Origin of the sequence: Exiguobacterium sp. s133, from assembly GCF_018618595.1 — a bacterium.
In the GTDB taxonomy this organism is placed as follows: domain Bacteria; phylum Bacillota; class Bacilli; order Exiguobacteriales; family Exiguobacteriaceae; genus Exiguobacterium_A; species Exiguobacterium_A oxidotolerans.
In genome coordinates, this window is sequence record NZ_JACSMK010000001.1 from 216,062 (window position 1) to 231,485 (window position 15,424).

A 15,424-nucleotide genomic window follows, 5' to 3' on the forward strand; every position below is an offset into this window, starting at 1 on the left:
CTCCTCTTCTATCTCACCTACTGTTGATGCATTTAAGAAAATTCAGCGTGCGTGTCATCCTTGCTTTTTAAAGGCTGCGATGTAAAATCCGTCGGTCCCAAGCGTCGTCGGAAGCAACTTGAGCTCCGCCCGTTCTGAAATCAACGGCTGCACGCTTTCTGGCATTCGTCCTTTGAACGACTCATCAAAAACAAACCCTTGGCTTAAGATAAATTCCGTTTGTTGTTCATTTTCGACTGGATCAATCGTACACGTCGAATAGACGAATGTCCCTCCGCGCTTGACGAGTGGAAGAACTGCCTCGATGATTTGTCGCTGAATGACAGGTAACTGTGTTAAATTTCCTGGTTGCTTTGTCCATTTAATGTCGGGTTTCCGGCGGATGACACCGAGTCCAGAGCACGGTGCATCAACGAGAATCCGGTCAAACGATTCTGCATCGAACCGGTCGCCGACTTTTCGTGCGTCGAGGGCTTCTGCTTCTACCGTATCGAGTTCAAGACGTTCTGCCTGTTTTTTTAGTAATTTAATTTTATGTGTGTGTAAATCAAGTGCCGTCAACGAACCTGTCGTCAAGCCTTCCGCAATATGCATCGCTTTCCCACCCGGTGCTGCACAACTGTCGAGCACATGGTCAGACGGTTCTGCTCCGACGGCCCGCGCAACGAGCATCGAACTCTCATCTTGAAGCGAGAGATACCCACGGTCGAGCAAATCCGTTTGTTGGACACTGCCACTGATGATTTCAAGTCCGTCCGGGGCGACGGCGGCTGGTTTAGCAAAGACACCTTGGGCTTCGAGTAATTCGACGGCTTCTTCGACGGTCGCTTTATTCCGATTGACGCGGACCGTGACGGGTGCCGCTTCGTTGTTGATTTGACAAATCTTCAACGTCTCGTCTTCCCCGAACAATTCAATCCAGCGCTCGACAAGCCACTCCGGGTGACTCGTCTCAATGCTGATTCGTTTGCTCGTTGAAGGAATCGTTGAGAAGTCTGGTTTCCCTTGACGTAAAACGTTACGTAAGACACCGTTGACAACTTTTGCGATATGCGGTTTTCCACGCGTTTTCGCGATTTCGACCGCTTCGTTGATGACGGCGTGATCCGGAATCCGGTCTAGATAAAATAACTGATAGACACTCATCCGGAGCAAAGGTCGCATGAAGGGATCGAGTTTTTTTTGTGACGCGAGCAACGGATCGAGGATATAGTCGAGTGTCAACTCACGGCTGAGTGTCCCATAGACGAGTTCCGTATATAACCCGACATCGGCTTTTGAAATCGCCCGTTTTTCAAGCATCTGGTGGACGGAGATCGTCGAAAATGCACCACCTTGTCCAATTTTCAATAACGTCGTGACTGCAGCATCGCGTACATTCATGCATCTTCGCCTACTTTCTGTCCGATTTCGAGCGTCTGACCAATCCCACGCATGAAGGTCGCACCATCCATCCGTTTCTTTCCGGCAGGTTGGAGATCGACGAGTTTCAAGGCGATATCCGAGCCCGTCGCAATGACCGGACCATCGCTGTCGAGCGCAATGATTTCTCCTGGTGTTCCGGTCCCTTCACACTTCTCAGCGAAGTAGACTTTAAGTCGATCTTTGCCAAGTAGCGTATAGGCACTCGGGAATGGGTTCATCCCCCGGATGTGGTTGTAAAGTTCTTCCCCCGGGCGAGAGAAGTCAAGCCGTTCCCGTTCCCGACTGATATTCGGAGAAAATGTTACATCCTCTTCCCGTTGTGCTTCCGGTGTTAATGTCCCGGCAAATAATTGTGGGAGTGTTTCAATCAATAAACGTGCTCCAGCGTCACTCAATTTTTCGAACATCGTACCGACCGTATCCCGTTCTTCGATCGGGACGATGATTTTTGATAACATGTCTCCCGCGTCCAAGCGATCGACCATATACATGATTGTCACGCCCGTCTCCTTCTCACCATCGATGATGGCTTGATGAATCGGCGCCCCACCACGGTACTTTGGTAACAAGGACGCGTGGACATTGATTGCGCCATATTTCGGAGCCTCAAGTACGGCAGACGGAACGATTTGTCCGTAAGCTGCCGTGATGATGATGTCCGGGTTCAGGTCGAGCAAGTCTTGGTAATCCTCGCGAATCTTCATCGGTTGCAAGACAGGAATCGCGTGGGCAAGTGCGACTTCTTTGACCGGTGTCGGTTTAATTTCGCGTTTTCGTCCGACCGGTTTATCCGGCTGCGAGACGACACCGACGACATTGTACCCAGCATCAATCACTTCACGGAGCGTACTCGCTGCAAATTCAGGCGTCCCCATGAAAACGACACGTGGTGCCGCATCCTGTTCAACGAGTTTATCCGTGAACAGCACGCCGTCGAGATGATCCATCTCATGCTGGATTGCACGCGCGAAAAAACCACTTGCTTTGATTTTAACGCTGCGTCCAAGGCGGTCTTGTGTTTTGACGACGATGTGGTCGAATCGTTCGACAGGACCGAAGACACCAGGCATACTCAAACACCCTTCGTCATCGATTTGCGATCCACTTGATTCGAGGATTTCCGGGTTGATCAACTCAATCGGACCTGTCTCGTCATCGGTATGGACAACGGCGACACGGATCGGCTGATTAACTTGTGGTGCTGCGAGTCCGACGCCGTCATACTCGTACATCGTGTCGAACATTCGATCGATCATCTTGCCTAACTTTTTATCAAACTTCGTGACGCGTTGACACGTCTGACGCAATACGTCATTTGGAACTTCTACTACTTTATACATACTGCCACCTCACATAAATACGAATGGATTTAAATCCACTGTTACTTGGATCTTTTGTTTGATGCGTAATGCGAGCATCGCGCGGAGTGCCTCCCGCACCTCTTCTTGACCTTTGTGTTTTATAATGACTTGCTGCCGATACATGTTTTTCAGTCGGGCGAGCGGTGCATCGAGCGGACCATTGACGACGAGGTCGTCTGACTCAAGATGTCGTAGTTGTGCCGCAATTGCTTCCGCTTCCGCCTGCGCTTCAAGCGGATGCGCCGCTGAAATCGTTATGAGTCCTAAAAACCAAAATGGGGGATGCCCACCTAGTTTACGTAATTGCATCTCACGTTTATAAAACGTTTCATAATCATGTTGCTTTGCGGTTTGGATGACGTAATGCTCGGGATTGTACGTTTGGATGATGGATTGCCCAGCCAGTTCACCGCGACCGGCGCGTCCGGAGACTTGCGTAATCAACTGGAACGTCCGTTCACTCGCCCGAAAATCAGGAATTCCAAGTGTCGCATCTGCTGCGATGACACCGACGAGTGTGACATTCGGAAAATCTAGCCCTTTCGCAATCATCTGCGTCCCGAGTAAAATGTTTCCCTCGCGTCGTTCAAAGGCATTGAGTAACTTTTCGTATGCGCCTTTACGCGACGTCGTATCTTGATCCATTCGAATGATTTTCGCTTCCGGAATCAAATGTGCCAGTTCTTCTTCAATCTTTTGCGTCCCCGTCCCGAACTGTCGAATTTTTTTCGACGAACAGGATGGACATTCTTTTGGCATCGCTGCCTCGAAACCACAGTAATGGCATTTGAGACGATCGGCTTGTTGATGATACGTCAAGTTGACAGCACAGTGCGGACACTGCAACGTCTCTCCACAATCACGACACAGGACAAACGTCGTATAACCACGTCGATTGAGTAGCAGGACTGTCTGTTCGCCCCGCTCAATCCGTTGTTTGATTCCTTCGATCAGCGGCAAGCTAAACGGTGTCCGGTTCCCGCGCTCGAGTTCTTTACGCATGTCGATGATATCGACCGGAGGCAACTCGCCACCGAATCGTTCCTTGAGCGGTAAATACTGATAGACCCCTTTTTGCGACCGGGCGTATGTCTCAAGAATCGGTGTCGCACTTCCGAGGACGACCGGGCAATGATGGAACGCAGCCCGCCACGTGGCGACATCTCGCGTATGGTACCTTGGATTTTCTTCTTGCTTATACGTTGTTTCATGTTCTTCATCTAAGATGATGATGCCGACATTCGTCAGTGGTGCAAACACGGCAGAGCGTGCCCCGACGACGACATCGACTTCCCCTTGCGCAATCTTGCGCCATTCATCGTACTTCTCACCGAGCGACAACCCGCTATGCAAGACGGCGACCCGTTCCCCGAACCGACGCTTGAATCGTTTGACCATCATCGGTGTCAGACTAATTTCGGGCACAAGCAAAATCGCCTGTCGTCCCCGTTCAAGCATCGCGTGAATCGACTCGAGGTAAACTTCCGTTTTTCCACTGCCGGTCACACCATGCAGTAAAAAGGTCGCCGTTTCGTCCGGCGCCGTAATCGCGTCGACCGCCGCCTGTTGATCGTCTGTCAGCATCGCAGGCGTAAAGATATCCTGCGTCAAATGTTCGTAGGGATTGCGATGGATGTCCACCGTTTCGACACTGAGGACACCTTTACGTTCTAGCGTATGGACGATGCTTAATGTCAAATCGAGCTCATGCATGACGTGACTCCACATCGTCTCCTTTTGTTCGATTAAATAGTCCCGCAATAACACTTGTTTTGTCGCTTGGCTCGACAACGGAATCGACGGATCGAGCAGGCGAATCCGTTTGTCCGTTTTCGTCGTCTTTTTTTCTTTGACGACCGGTTGGAGCTCAATCTCGCCTTGGCGTGCGGCAAGTAAGATTTCTTGTTGGACTTCACTCGGGAACTGACTGATTTTTTTGCGGTTCCAGTTCGAAAATCGAGCAGTTTCCGTCAAAATCAGTTTATCATAACTGACCTTTAACGCCGCGGGTAACATCGCGAGTAACGCCGTCGCTTGATAACAAAGTGTCGTCTCCGACAGATACGAGGAAAGTTCTAACAGTTCCTCCGTATAGGTCGGAACTTCATCAAGAACACGGACAATCGGTTTAATCCGTGTCAAATCGCTTTCTTCCTTTGTCGCGACGACGATGCCAAGTAACGCACGTGGCCCAAAGGGTACTTCGACTCGCATGCCGGGAACGACAAGATTCTGCCACAATTCCGGTATTTCATAATCGAACGGTCGGTCGACGGTCGCTGCTGCTACGTCGACGATGACTTCAGCAATCATCGTAAGACCTCAGCGAATTGTTCCAGTAAAACTTTCGCTAAATCCGTTTTCAGTTGTTGACCGTAGTGTCTAGCGGGACCATTTTTCCCGAAAACTGTCACTTGGTTTTCGTCACTTGAAAATCCGATGTCCGGACGGGAGACATCATTTGCGACAATAAAATCAGCATGCTTTCGCTCTAGTTTTTTCAGAGCGTGAACTTCGACTTGTTCCGTCTCAGCCGCGAACCCGACAAGCACTTGATGCGTCTTCTGCTCACCCAACGTCCGTAAAATGTCCGTCGTCTCTTCGAGTTCAATCCGTAACGGCCCATCGATTTTTTTCTGTTTTTTCGTATATTGAACCGTTGGACGATAATCGGCCACTGCTGCCGCCATGATGACTAAATCTTGTGCCGCATAACGCGTAAGCATCTCATGGAGCATCTCGTCTCCTGATTCAATCGCCACTGTCGTCATCCCGCTCGGCAGTTCGCCTTTAATCGGTCCATGGACGAGTGTCACCGTAGCGCCAAAATCACGTGCTGCTTCTGCTAGCGCAACACCCATTTTTCCGGACGAATCATTTGTTAGATAACGGACCGGATCAATCCGTTCGATTGTCGGACCGGCACTGACTAATACATGACGCCCGGCAAGTGGTTTCGTCTCGAAGAGCCCTTTGATGGTCTCGACTAAATCCTCAGGCTCCGGAAGACGTCCTTTCCCGACCCATCCACAAGCAAGATTACCGACTCCTGGTGCAATCACCTGGACGCCGTCTGCCATCAATTGATCGAGATTTCGGACTGTCGCCGGATGTTCGAGCATATTGACGTTCATCGCCGGTGCGACGACGACAGGACACTTCGCAGCGAGAATCGTCGTCGTGATGAAATCGTCGGCGATGCCTGTCGCGAGTTTGGCAATCAAATTCGCTGTCGCTGGAGCAACGACAATCAAATCCGCCTCATCCGCTAAATCGATATGCGCGATTTTCGAAGCATCATGTTCGATGAAGACATCATCATAGACCGGCTTCCGTGTCAATGCCTCAAACGTCGTCTTCCCGACGAATTGTTGCGCATTTTTCGTCATTGCGACTTGGACGTCCGCCCCTGCCTGAACAAGTTTTGAGGCGAGTGCCGCCGCTTTATAGGAGGCAATTCCACCTCCGACGCAGAGTAAGATATTACGATTCGTTAGCATATTGAACTCCTCCTTATTGAAAAAAACAGCCACAATGAGGAGTGGCTGCTTCAAAATTAGTCTTGCGGTTGGTTCGTGACCAATACCTCTCCGAAGTAGAGCTCTTCAAGGGCTTTTCCGACTGGCTTATGTGATTTCGGATTCGCGACTTTCACACGTTTTCCGTCTTGAATTTGACGCGCTCGTTTAGCAGCGACCGTCACAATTGTGTATTTAGAAGGGACTTTCTTTTGTAGCTTATCTACTGATGGATATAACATGTTATTTAACCTCCATGGCTTTTTTATAAAGGGACGCAACGCGTTCCCGACTACAATGTTCCGCAGTGACGATTGCTTGAATCCGATCACACGCTTTGTGAATTTCATCATTCGTCACGACATAATCATAAGCATCCATCATTTCAATCTCTTCTTTTGCAACGAGGAGACGTTGTTTGATGACTTCTTCTGATTCAGTCCCTCGCCCGATGAGACGATTGCGTAATTCTTGAAGACTCGGAGGCGCCAAGAACAAGAAGACCGCTTCCGGGAAGTGCTCCTTCACTTGCATCGCACCTTGTACTTCGATTTCTAAGATGACATCTTTGCCTTCATCTAAGATTTTGTTCACCCAGTCAACTGGTGTACCGTAATAATTCCCAACAAATTCTGCATGCTCAAGTAATTGATTGTTTTCAATCATATGCTCGAACTCATCACGTGTTTTGAAGAAATAATGAACACCATCAATTTCTCCTTCACGCGGTTTCCGTGTCGTACATGACACCGAATAATGCAAATTATTGTCCTCGTCTTCACGTAAGGCACGACAAACCGTCCCTTTACCAACACCACTTGGACCAGATAATACGAGTAATAAGCCACGCTCTTTGAAAATCACTTCAGAACCCCTCCATCTAACAAACTTCACATTGTTTCATATTAGCAGTATAGACAGGAAGTTCGCAAGTAATCTTTTTCTAGCTCGACTGCTTTATCATACCATAACGAAGCCGTTTCTGTTACCTTTAGAAAGTGGAAACGAAATCAGGAAAGAAGGTAATATCATGGCTTTTGATGGATTGATGACGACACGTGTCGTCAACGAACTACAGATGCTCGTCGGTGGGCGGATCAACAAGATTCATCAACCGTACGCACTCGATTTAATTTTTAGCATCCGGGCCGATCGTAAGAACGTCACCCTACTCGCATCTGCGAACGCAATGTATGCACGTTTGCATATGACGAGCGAATCGACGAGCAATCCTAGCGAACCCCCGATGTTTTGCATGATGCTCCGGAAGCATCTAGAAGGTGGCTTCATCGAATCAATTGAACAATTAGGACGGGACCGTGTCATTTTGATGCGTATCCGTTCCCGCAATGAACTCGGTGACGAAGAAGCTAAAAAATTGTACATCGAATTGATGGGACGTCACTCGAACATTCTATTGACGGATGGTCAGGACAAAATCCTTGATGCGATTAAGCATCTTCCACTCAGTCAAAATACGTTCCGGACGATCATGCCGGGACTACAATATCAACTCCCGCCGCAACAGGATAAAGTCGATCCATTGACCGGGGATATTGAAACAGCCTTACATCGTATCGATTGGAACGCCGGTAAGATTGACCGTCAATTACTCGGGCTGTTCAGTGGACTATCCCCACAAATCGCTGAAGAAGTCGTCTTGCGTGCAGGGCTTGCCAATCGAACTTCGCTCGCGGAAGCACTCCGGTCCGTCTTGAACGAACTGGAAGGACCGTACTATTTCCAACGGCTCGCGAGTGGGAAAGAACGGTTTTCGCCCGTTGCCTTACAGCATGGCGAGATTGTCGATGAAAAAACGTTCACGACGAGTGGTGACGTCCTCGATGCCTTTTTCCATCAAAAATCGAACCGCGACCGTGTCAAACAACAGGCCGCGGATTTAGAACGCTTCATTAAGAGTGAATACGAGAAGAACCTCTTAAAACGGACGAAACTCGAACGTGACCTTGCGGCGACTGAGAAGATGGATGAACTGAAGCATAAAGGTGAGCTCTTGACGACCTACTTGTATCAATTACAACGTGGGATGAAAGAAGCGACCGTCGTCGATTATTATGATGAGGACGGGAAAGAAATCACAATTGCACTCGATCCCCGTTTCTCACCGAACGAAAATGCACAGCGTTACTATAAACGCTACAACAAACTAAAGACAGCTAAAGTTGAAGTCGCAAAACAATTGACGAAGAACCAACTCGAAATCGATTACTTCGAGTCGTTACTCGCCCAACTCGAGGTTGCATCACCCGATGATATCCGGGAAATGCGCGAAGAACTCGTCGAAGAAGGCTACTTACGCGAGCGCAGTAAAAAGAAAAAGAAACCGCTCGTCCCAAAACTTGAAGCTTATCAATCTTCAACGGGCATCGACTTCTTCGTCGGTAAGAATAACAAACAAAATGACTATGCGACGTTCAAATTCGGACGACGCTCCGAAACCTGGTTGCATACGAAAGACATACCCGGCTCGCACGTCATCATTCGGAGTGATGAACCGGATGAAACGACATTAAAAGAAGCCGCGATGGTTGCTGCTTATTATTCAAAAGCACGTGAATCGAGTCAAGTCCCTGTCGATTTTACGGAACTCCGTCATGTCAAGAAGCCAAGTGGTGCCAAACCCGGTTTCGTCATCTATACGGATCAAACGACGTTGTACGTCACTCCGGATGCGAGTCTCGTACAAGCGCTTCGCCTAAAATGATATTTACACGCCAAAAAAGATGGAACATCACTTTGAAGTGACGTTCCATCTTTTTTGTCGTGTTCGTCTTCTTTTACGAAAATATTATGAGACGCCCGCTCGGAGAGAACATCTACTTGATTTTTTCGAGCTGTTCACGGTAATCAAGGAGATGCCCATTGATGATATCCTTCGCTTCATTCACTTCTTCATCAAACGAGAACATTGATTGTTTCCGTTCATGCGAAAAAATCACATCATAATGATGACTCAACAAAAAGTCGATCTCTTGACCGAGCATTTTTTCTTGTTCATCCGTCATCGGGATATCTCGGTGACTGGCGATACTCTCAAGCAGTAACAGTAATTTATCTTCTAAATCGACGAGCTGCTTCAGTTCAATAAACGGTTCACTTTGTCCACTCGTCACGAGCGGATATTTTTGATCTTCTTGAAGCATTAACATCATCTCTTCATGTTTCAGCACTTGCTTACGGACTGCCAGCAGTTTTACGTCGTCCTTAACGAGACTCCGCCAGTCCTCCATTAATTGTTGCGTCGTTTTTTTGACGAGCAACATCAAACGGTTTTCATAGTGCGGTGGGAAGACGATATAGTTGACGGCGACCGCCGATAAAACACCAACGACCGTCAACAGAGACCGCGTCAAGGCATAATGGACATAATCGGCAGTCGGACTTTCAAACATCAAAACGATGGCAAAGGCAGCAAACGTCGACATGTCCGTCCGACCAATCATCGAGTTGAAGACGAGCGACACGATAACGGCTAACCCAATCGTCAAGGGGTTTGCCCCTAACGTCGCAACGACTACGAGACCACAGACAAGGCCTAAAATCGTTCCGAACACTCGATTAAAGAACATTTTAAAGGAGCGGTGAATCGTCGGTTGCATCGCAACGATTGCTGCGACGGCTCCCATTCCAGAATAGATGTCAAAGACGTACCAAGAGAAGCTGAGCGCAATCGCGACGGCGATCCCTGTCTTAATGGTACGGAGACCGATTCGAAATTGGATGTTCACTCGAGCGTCACCTGCCCGACTTCACTTTCAACCGTCACTTCCGGCTTTTCTTGTTTCGACAGCTCATAAATAACTGCACTGTCGTCTTTTAATTTCGTGTAACGTTTTGCAGCTTTCAAATCTCCATCCGTTTCAACCGTAATTGTCCCAGCGGTTTTTGCAGGATTTAATCGAATCGCTCCATCAATCGTCTTGACGCTTAAATCAAGTTTCACACCATATTCGTCGAGTTTGACACTCTTTCCTGTGACATCAGCATGAACAGCATTCAAATCCTCGATGTCAACAGATCCGCTCCCAATCAATGTCACGTCATCTGCGTTAATTTTGTTCAGACGAATCGTCTCCGCGTCAAGCTGAATCACCTTGGCAAAAACGCCCATCCCTGTTAACGAGGCCGCATCGACATCAATCCGATTCATATAGCTGGGTAAACCAACTTCAATCTCATAATCCCCCGTTTTCAAGCTCGGGCGATTTCCGAATCGGGCCAGCCAGCCGTCACGTCCTGTCACGGTAATCGTATTTCCTGACGTCCCGACTTTTAAGCGTTTTTTACTTGAAGCACTATCGACCAGTTTCAATTGAACATTCCCATCCGTGCTTCTAACGAAGTTGATGCTCGCGTTCGGTGCTTCGATTTGTAATGTTTTATAGCGGTTCGTCGTCTTGAATGTCTCACCACGAGATAAAGAATCTGTCGTAAGTAAGAGTGTCACCGCGTATAGAAGAATAAGGGCTGATCCGACCGAAGCATATAGTATCCACGGACGGCGAACAGGCTTGCGCTGACCAATTCTTTCAAAAGAATCATTTTGTTTTCGTCGTTTTGCTTTTAAACGTGTAAACGTCGACTGTTTTCGTTTTCGTTCTGATCTACTCGTTGTATCGTCCATCCGTTTACCTCCATCCAGTTCACTTCCATTATTCCGAATTTATGATTGTCCTGTCAACATGCCCTCTTTATCATACGAGAAACATGCCCAACCCGCCATCGGGCGGAAGAATGAACGCCGGCTAAAAAGCAGGTCACAAAAAGAGACGAGGCTGACTCAAAGGTGGGAACGATTATCGATTAAACTGAATTAGGACTTTTTCATGCGTGTCCCAGGCACACACTAACCATCATGAAAAAGAAGAATTTACAGAGAAATGGCCGATGATTCCGTGAAAAGCGGGATCATCAGCCATTCCAGCGTGTAGACGAACTCTTATGAAACGTGAACATGCGCTATCGAGAAGCAATCCGTTCGCGCTCCCCTGTCTCGCCTCGTCTTCAAAGCGGCAACCAGTCGCGCCGCTACAGCAAAGCTGCAGGATCGCGACCGATTGCTTTTCGCTTTAAAAGCGATTCGAGACAGATTACGCGCTAAACCATCTGCATGCGCCGTTTTCCGTCACGGTATTACCTAAAAAGTGTAATATTTCGTTGACTCCTACGGGAAAAGGAAACGTGATTCGCGTTTCCGTCAGGAATAGGTAAGACCCGGCATGACCGCATGAAATGTGGGCTGCCGCGGCTTACCTTCCGCCGATGGAAAGCGAGGATGGCGGAAACGTCCGTCACTGGGATGGATGTTCGTCCGACTTATGAGTCAGCCCCGTCTCTTTAAAACGAGTAGTCCATCTTACAGTTCAAGCGACTCATCGATTGCTAAGGCATGGCCGATCTGCTCTTGTGCTTCGAGTTGCTCGCAAAATGCCGTTGCATCTTGTTTGATTAAGTCGAATGTATCGTAATGAATCGGTACAACCGCGTTCGCCTGCAACATATCGGCAGCGATTAAGGCGTCTTCCGGTCCCATCGTGAAATTGTCGCCGATTGGTAAAAATGCAAGATCAATGTCATGATGTGCCCCATACAATGCTAAATCGCCGAACAACGCCGTATCTCCTGCATGGTACAGTACCTTATCTTCAATCGTCAGTAAGAAGCCAGCCGGCATTCCCATGTACATGATGGTCTGCTTCTCTTCATCAATGATGCTTGAAGAATGGAAGGCTTGCGTCATTTTTACTTTTCCGAATGGAAATTCAAATTGACCGCCGATATTCATCGGATGAACATTCAACCCTTTAAAACTTAAATACGTCGCTAGTTCATGTGTTGCGACAATCGTCGCGCCCGTCGACTTCGCAATCGTTTCCGCATCCGCCATATGATCGGCATGGGCGTGGGTCAATAGAATAAAATCTACTTTGACGTCTTCCGGTTTTGTCATCGCTTTGTCATTCCCACTAAAAAACGGGTCAATCACGATGTGTTGCCCATTCGTTTCAATCGTTACCGTTGACTGTCCGTGATATGTCACTTTCATTTAAAAGACCTCCCCTAACAAATAATCGGAACGAGTTATTTTTTCCCCTCTCCCCAAGCACATAAACCTTTCATCGCCGGTTGAAGCGTAAACGCAGCATCTGTCAGTCGGTATTCGACATGCAGGACCGCTTCATCAAATTCAATCCGTTCGACCATGCCAAGTCGTTCAAGTTCCTTTAATTGATCTGTCAACACCTTCCTTGAGATGCCCGGAATCGACCGATGCAATTCTAGAAAACGTTTAGGACCGTTCTCTAATGTGCAATATAACTGTGGGCGCCATTTTCCACCAATGATTTCGAGCGCTCGATTAACTGGAAATTGTTCTGTCGTCATTACTTTTCGTCTCTCCTTCAAGTAGTTACTTCAAAGTGCATACTATGCAATCGAGTGTATCGTAAGTTACCGTTAGCGTAAATCAAAAAGCAAAGGAGACAACAAACATGACTTACCCACGTAATTTTTCACACATCGGACTTTCGGTCCCAGATTTAGAAGCTGCTATTACATTTTATTCGGAGGTTATGGGATGGTATGTCATCATGGAACCATCTGATGTCATTGAAGACGATTCCCCAATCGGCGTCATGTGTACGGACGTATTTGGAGCAGGATGGGAAAAATTCCGCATCGCGCATATGGCGACAGGCGACCGGATCGGGATCGAACTCTTTGAATTCCCGAACAATGAACAACCGGAAAATAACTTCGAATTCTGGAAAACAGGTATTTTCCATTACGCGATTCAAGACCCGGATATTGAAGGCATGGTCGAAAAAATTGTGGCTCACGGCGGCAAACAACGGATGCCGATTCGTGAATACTACCCGGGTGAAAAACCGTACCGCATGGTATATTGTGAAGATCCGTTCGGTAACCTCGTCGAACTCTATTCACACTCATATGAATTGACGTACTCCGAAGGCGCCTATTAATCATGAAGGCGTGGCTCAATCAAGAGGGAACATCTATTGAAAATTGGCAGTACCGTGACGTCGAGATGCCGCAACTTAAAGCACATGAAGCGTTGATTCGTGTTAAAGCCGTCGCCCTGAATCCTGTCGATTACAAAGCGACGAACAATCCCGCTTGGACGTTCCCGCATATTCCCGGTGTCGATTTAGCCGGTGTCGTTGAGCAAGTCGGTTCAGAAACAGTTGGTCTTTCGATTGGAGATCGTGTGGCGATTCATACGAACCTTCAAAAAAATGGAGCGTTCGCGGAATACGCTGCAGTCGATGCACGGGCACTTGCCCTCATTCCGGAAGACGTCAGCTTTACCGATGCCGCAGCCATTCTCTGCGCCGGGATGACGGCTTATGAAGCGATCCATCAAAAGATGAACACGACGGATAAAGAGACGATTCTCATCCACGCCGGTGCCGGTGGTGTTGGCGGGTTCGGCATCCAGCTCGCGAAACGTCTTGGCTTACGTGTCGCGACAACCGCGTCGACTGAAAATCATGACTGGGTCAGACAACTAGGGGCGGACTTAGCGATTGATTATAAACTGGAGAACATCACCGATGTGATTCGCGACTGGACGGATGGACGTGGTGTCGATTTAATCTTGAATACGGTCGGCCGAGCTGAAGCGACGGACGATTTAGGACGGCTCGCCTTTTCCGGTCAACTCGCTTATATCGCCGGCGGTCCGGATTTGTCGATCGTCAAACCGTTTACGTTGTCACCGTCAATCCATGAAGTCGCGCTTGCCGCTGCTTACGCGAGTCAAAATGACCGCGCCATCCGTAACCTTGGTCAAATGGCATCGGCGTTGCTTCTGCTCGTTCAACAGAATGAACTCGATCCACTCGTCACCGATATCATCCCAGCCGATCAACTGGTCGAAGGGCTAAAGCGGTTGGCAGAACGACACGTCCGCGGTAAAATCATCGCGACGTTTTAAGTAGGCAACATCCAAAATTGAAACGCCGATGCTTCCATTTTCAGACGGCAGCATCGGCGTTTTTATATTTATCATGATTTGATGCATAGCTGTCACACCGCAACAACAGTTTTCATCCCGTGTTGAAAAAATCATTCGCTTCGCCCGCACCAAACAGGAAAAAAGCTTATGTTCCGTTGTCAAAGACAAACAGACCGACTCTTGACTACCGGTATTTATCGGTTTTTGTGATTTGTAACGAGCGACCGACGAGTTGAAAGCCGATTGCTTGATAGATTTTATTGGACGTCGGGTTCGACCAGTCCGTATAGAGTGTGATCATCGGGTACGCTTGCTCCAGCAAATAGGTACAGACACGGGCCACGAGATCAGAAGCAAGACCTCGCCCTCTAAGTTCCGGCGGCGTATAGACGTAAGAGACGGTCACGCCTGACGTCGTCGGTCGACTAGCTGACGTCATGGATATGAGACGGTCCCCGTCGAACAGACCAAATAACGTCTGCTTTGAACTATGACGACGAATCGTCTGTTCATTTTGAAGACGATTCCGCTCCGTCACGGCTAATGCACCGGTCTCGCAAATGAAGTCCCATCCGAACGAGACGGCTTGGTCGACAGCCTGTTCGTCAACGATACGAAAAGCGTATTCAAGTTGCGGTGGTCCCGTCACGTGATGTAAGGCATACATTCCTTGATCCATCTTCACACGGTATTTCGTATGCGGAGCAAGAAGCGGCTTGACGAGCGCATGTTCTCCGACATATCCCTTACAGTCAAAAATCCGGGCAAGTTTTCGCATGCTTGGATCCGAAAATGCTTCACCTGCCAAAATCGCCTGTTCTTCAATCGTTTGTAGGATGATGATTTTTCGGTCGTCTTCTTCAGCGATCGCCATCAAAAGTGGCGTATCCCCCCGTGCCAAGATACCGAGCGGCAATTGGTGGACCTCACTGCGCTGTTCAAGGAAAGGAACAGCCACGCGTTTAAAACTCTCATAATCCCGATAATGCGTTACCATCTGAAGCGACCTCCTTTGTTCTACAACTAGTGTAACAAAAAAAGTTTCCACCCCATACGACAAGTCAAAAAACATTCATCTAAAATCGTCAAGGCTCCTTACCCGTCCGGATAAGGAGCCTCTA

Annotated in this window: 15 protein-coding genes and 1 pseudogene; 4 read left to right on the forward strand and 12 right to left on the reverse strand. The window is 48.3% G+C overall.

Going from position 1 to position 15,424, the window contains the following annotated elements:
* Window positions 1-54: 54 nt before the first annotated feature.
* From rsmB to gmk, 7 genes and pseudogenes are all read right to left on the reverse strand, one after another.
* Window positions 55-1,383: a 16S rRNA (cytosine(967)-C(5))-methyltransferase RsmB gene (rsmB, locus tag KNP96_RS01090; protein WP_214768609.1), complete on the reverse strand. Its 1,329-nt coding sequence runs from the start codon at window positions 1,381-1,383 to the stop codon at window positions 55-57.
* Window positions 1,380-2,300: a methionyl-tRNA formyltransferase gene (gene fmt / locus KNP96_RS01095; protein ID WP_251135704.1), complete on the reverse strand. Its 921-nt coding sequence runs from the start codon at window positions 2,298-2,300 to the stop codon at window positions 1,380-1,382. The genes rsmB and fmt overlap by 4 nt, the downstream gene beginning before the upstream one ends.
* A 33-nt stretch (window positions 2,301-2,333) precedes the next feature.
* Window positions 2,334-2,765: pseudogene (gene def / locus KNP96_RS16655) on the reverse strand (peptide deformylase); the annotation flags it as partial.
* A 9-nt stretch (window positions 2,766-2,774) separates the two neighbouring features.
* Window positions 2,775-5,099 (reverse strand): primosomal protein N', encoded by a 2,325-nt coding sequence (gene priA / locus KNP96_RS01100; RefSeq protein WP_214768613.1) that lies wholly within the window; start codon window positions 5,097-5,099, stop codon window positions 2,775-2,777.
* The gene (coaBC, locus tag KNP96_RS01105; RefSeq protein ID WP_214768615.1) at window positions 5,096-6,286 is read right to left on the reverse strand and encodes a bifunctional phosphopantothenoylcysteine decarboxylase/phosphopantothenate--cysteine ligase CoaBC; all 1,191 of its coding nucleotides are present in this window, start codon (window positions 6,284-6,286) and stop codon (window positions 5,096-5,098) included. Before coaBC ends, priA begins: the two co-directional genes overlap by 4 nt.
* 56 nt (window positions 6,287-6,342) lie before the next feature.
* Complete coding sequence (gene rpoZ / locus KNP96_RS01110; RefSeq protein WP_029330878.1) at window positions 6,343-6,546, reverse strand: DNA-directed RNA polymerase subunit omega; 204 nt, start codon at window positions 6,544-6,546, stop codon at window positions 6,343-6,345.
* A gap of 1 nt (window position 6,547) precedes the next feature.
* On the reverse strand, window positions 6,548-7,165 hold the full coding sequence (gene gmk, locus KNP96_RS01115) for a guanylate kinase (RefSeq protein ID WP_200872407.1): 618 nt from the start codon (window positions 7,163-7,165) through the stop codon (window positions 6,548-6,550).
* Window positions 7,166-7,334: 169 nt separating this feature from the next.
* Between gmk and KNP96_RS01120 the strand changes: the two genes are divergently transcribed.
* Window positions 7,335-9,029 carry an Rqc2 family fibronectin-binding protein gene (locus tag KNP96_RS01120; RefSeq protein WP_088837405.1) on the forward strand — a complete coding sequence of 565 codons (1,695 nt, stop codon included), beginning with the start codon at window positions 7,335-7,337 and terminating at the stop codon, window positions 9,027-9,029.
* A 112-nt stretch (window positions 9,030-9,141) separates the two neighbouring features.
* On the opposite strand, the gene KNP96_RS01125 is transcribed toward KNP96_RS01120, so the two are convergent.
* Both KNP96_RS01125 and KNP96_RS01130 read right to left on the reverse strand, forming a co-directional pair.
* On the reverse strand, window positions 9,142-10,053 hold the full coding sequence (locus KNP96_RS01125; RefSeq protein ID WP_088837406.1) for an FUSC family protein: 912 nt from the start codon (window positions 10,051-10,053) through the stop codon (window positions 9,142-9,144).
* Window positions 10,050-10,949 (reverse strand): DUF4097 family beta strand repeat-containing protein, encoded by a 900-nt coding sequence (locus tag KNP96_RS01130; protein ID WP_214768617.1) that lies wholly within the window; start codon window positions 10,947-10,949, stop codon window positions 10,050-10,052. Before KNP96_RS01130 ends, KNP96_RS01125 begins: the two co-directional genes overlap by 4 nt.
* A gap of 330 nt (window positions 10,950-11,279) precedes the next feature.
* On the opposite strand from KNP96_RS01130, the gene KNP96_RS01135 reads away from it, so the two are divergent.
* Window positions 11,280-11,426 carry a hypothetical protein gene (locus tag KNP96_RS01135; RefSeq protein ID WP_214768619.1) on the forward strand — a complete coding sequence of 49 codons (147 nt, stop codon included), beginning with the start codon at window positions 11,280-11,282 and terminating at the stop codon, window positions 11,424-11,426.
* Between the two features lie 255 nt (window positions 11,427-11,681).
* Here the strand turns inward: KNP96_RS01135 and KNP96_RS01140 are convergent, their stop codons facing one another.
* Together KNP96_RS01140 and KNP96_RS01145 are read right to left on the reverse strand one after the other, a co-directional pair.
* The gene (locus tag KNP96_RS01140) at window positions 11,682-12,371 is read right to left on the reverse strand and encodes a metal-dependent hydrolase (RefSeq protein ID WP_214768621.1); all 690 of its coding nucleotides are present in this window, start codon (window positions 12,369-12,371) and stop codon (window positions 11,682-11,684) included.
* 35 nt (window positions 12,372-12,406) lie between these two features.
* Window positions 12,407-12,709: a winged helix-turn-helix transcriptional regulator gene (locus tag KNP96_RS01145; RefSeq protein WP_088837409.1), complete on the reverse strand. Its 303-nt coding sequence runs from the start codon at window positions 12,707-12,709 to the stop codon at window positions 12,407-12,409.
* Between the two features lie 107 nt (window positions 12,710-12,816).
* Between KNP96_RS01145 and KNP96_RS01150 the strand changes: the two genes are divergently transcribed.
* Window positions 12,817-13,308, forward strand: coding sequence for a lactoylglutathione lyase family protein (locus KNP96_RS01150; protein WP_214768623.1), 492 nt, complete (start codon window positions 12,817-12,819; stop codon window positions 13,306-13,308).
* 2 nt (window positions 13,309-13,310) lie between these two features.
* On the forward strand, window positions 13,311-14,282 hold the full coding sequence (locus KNP96_RS01155; RefSeq protein ID WP_214768625.1) for a zinc-binding dehydrogenase: 972 nt from the start codon (window positions 13,311-13,313) through the stop codon (window positions 14,280-14,282).
* A 205-nt stretch (window positions 14,283-14,487) separates the two neighbouring features.
* On the opposite strand, the gene KNP96_RS01160 is transcribed toward KNP96_RS01155, so the two are convergent.
* Window positions 14,488-15,300: a GNAT family N-acetyltransferase gene (locus KNP96_RS01160; RefSeq protein ID WP_088837412.1), complete on the reverse strand. Its 813-nt coding sequence runs from the start codon at window positions 15,298-15,300 to the stop codon at window positions 14,488-14,490.
* Window positions 15,301-15,424 lie beyond the last annotated feature (124 nt).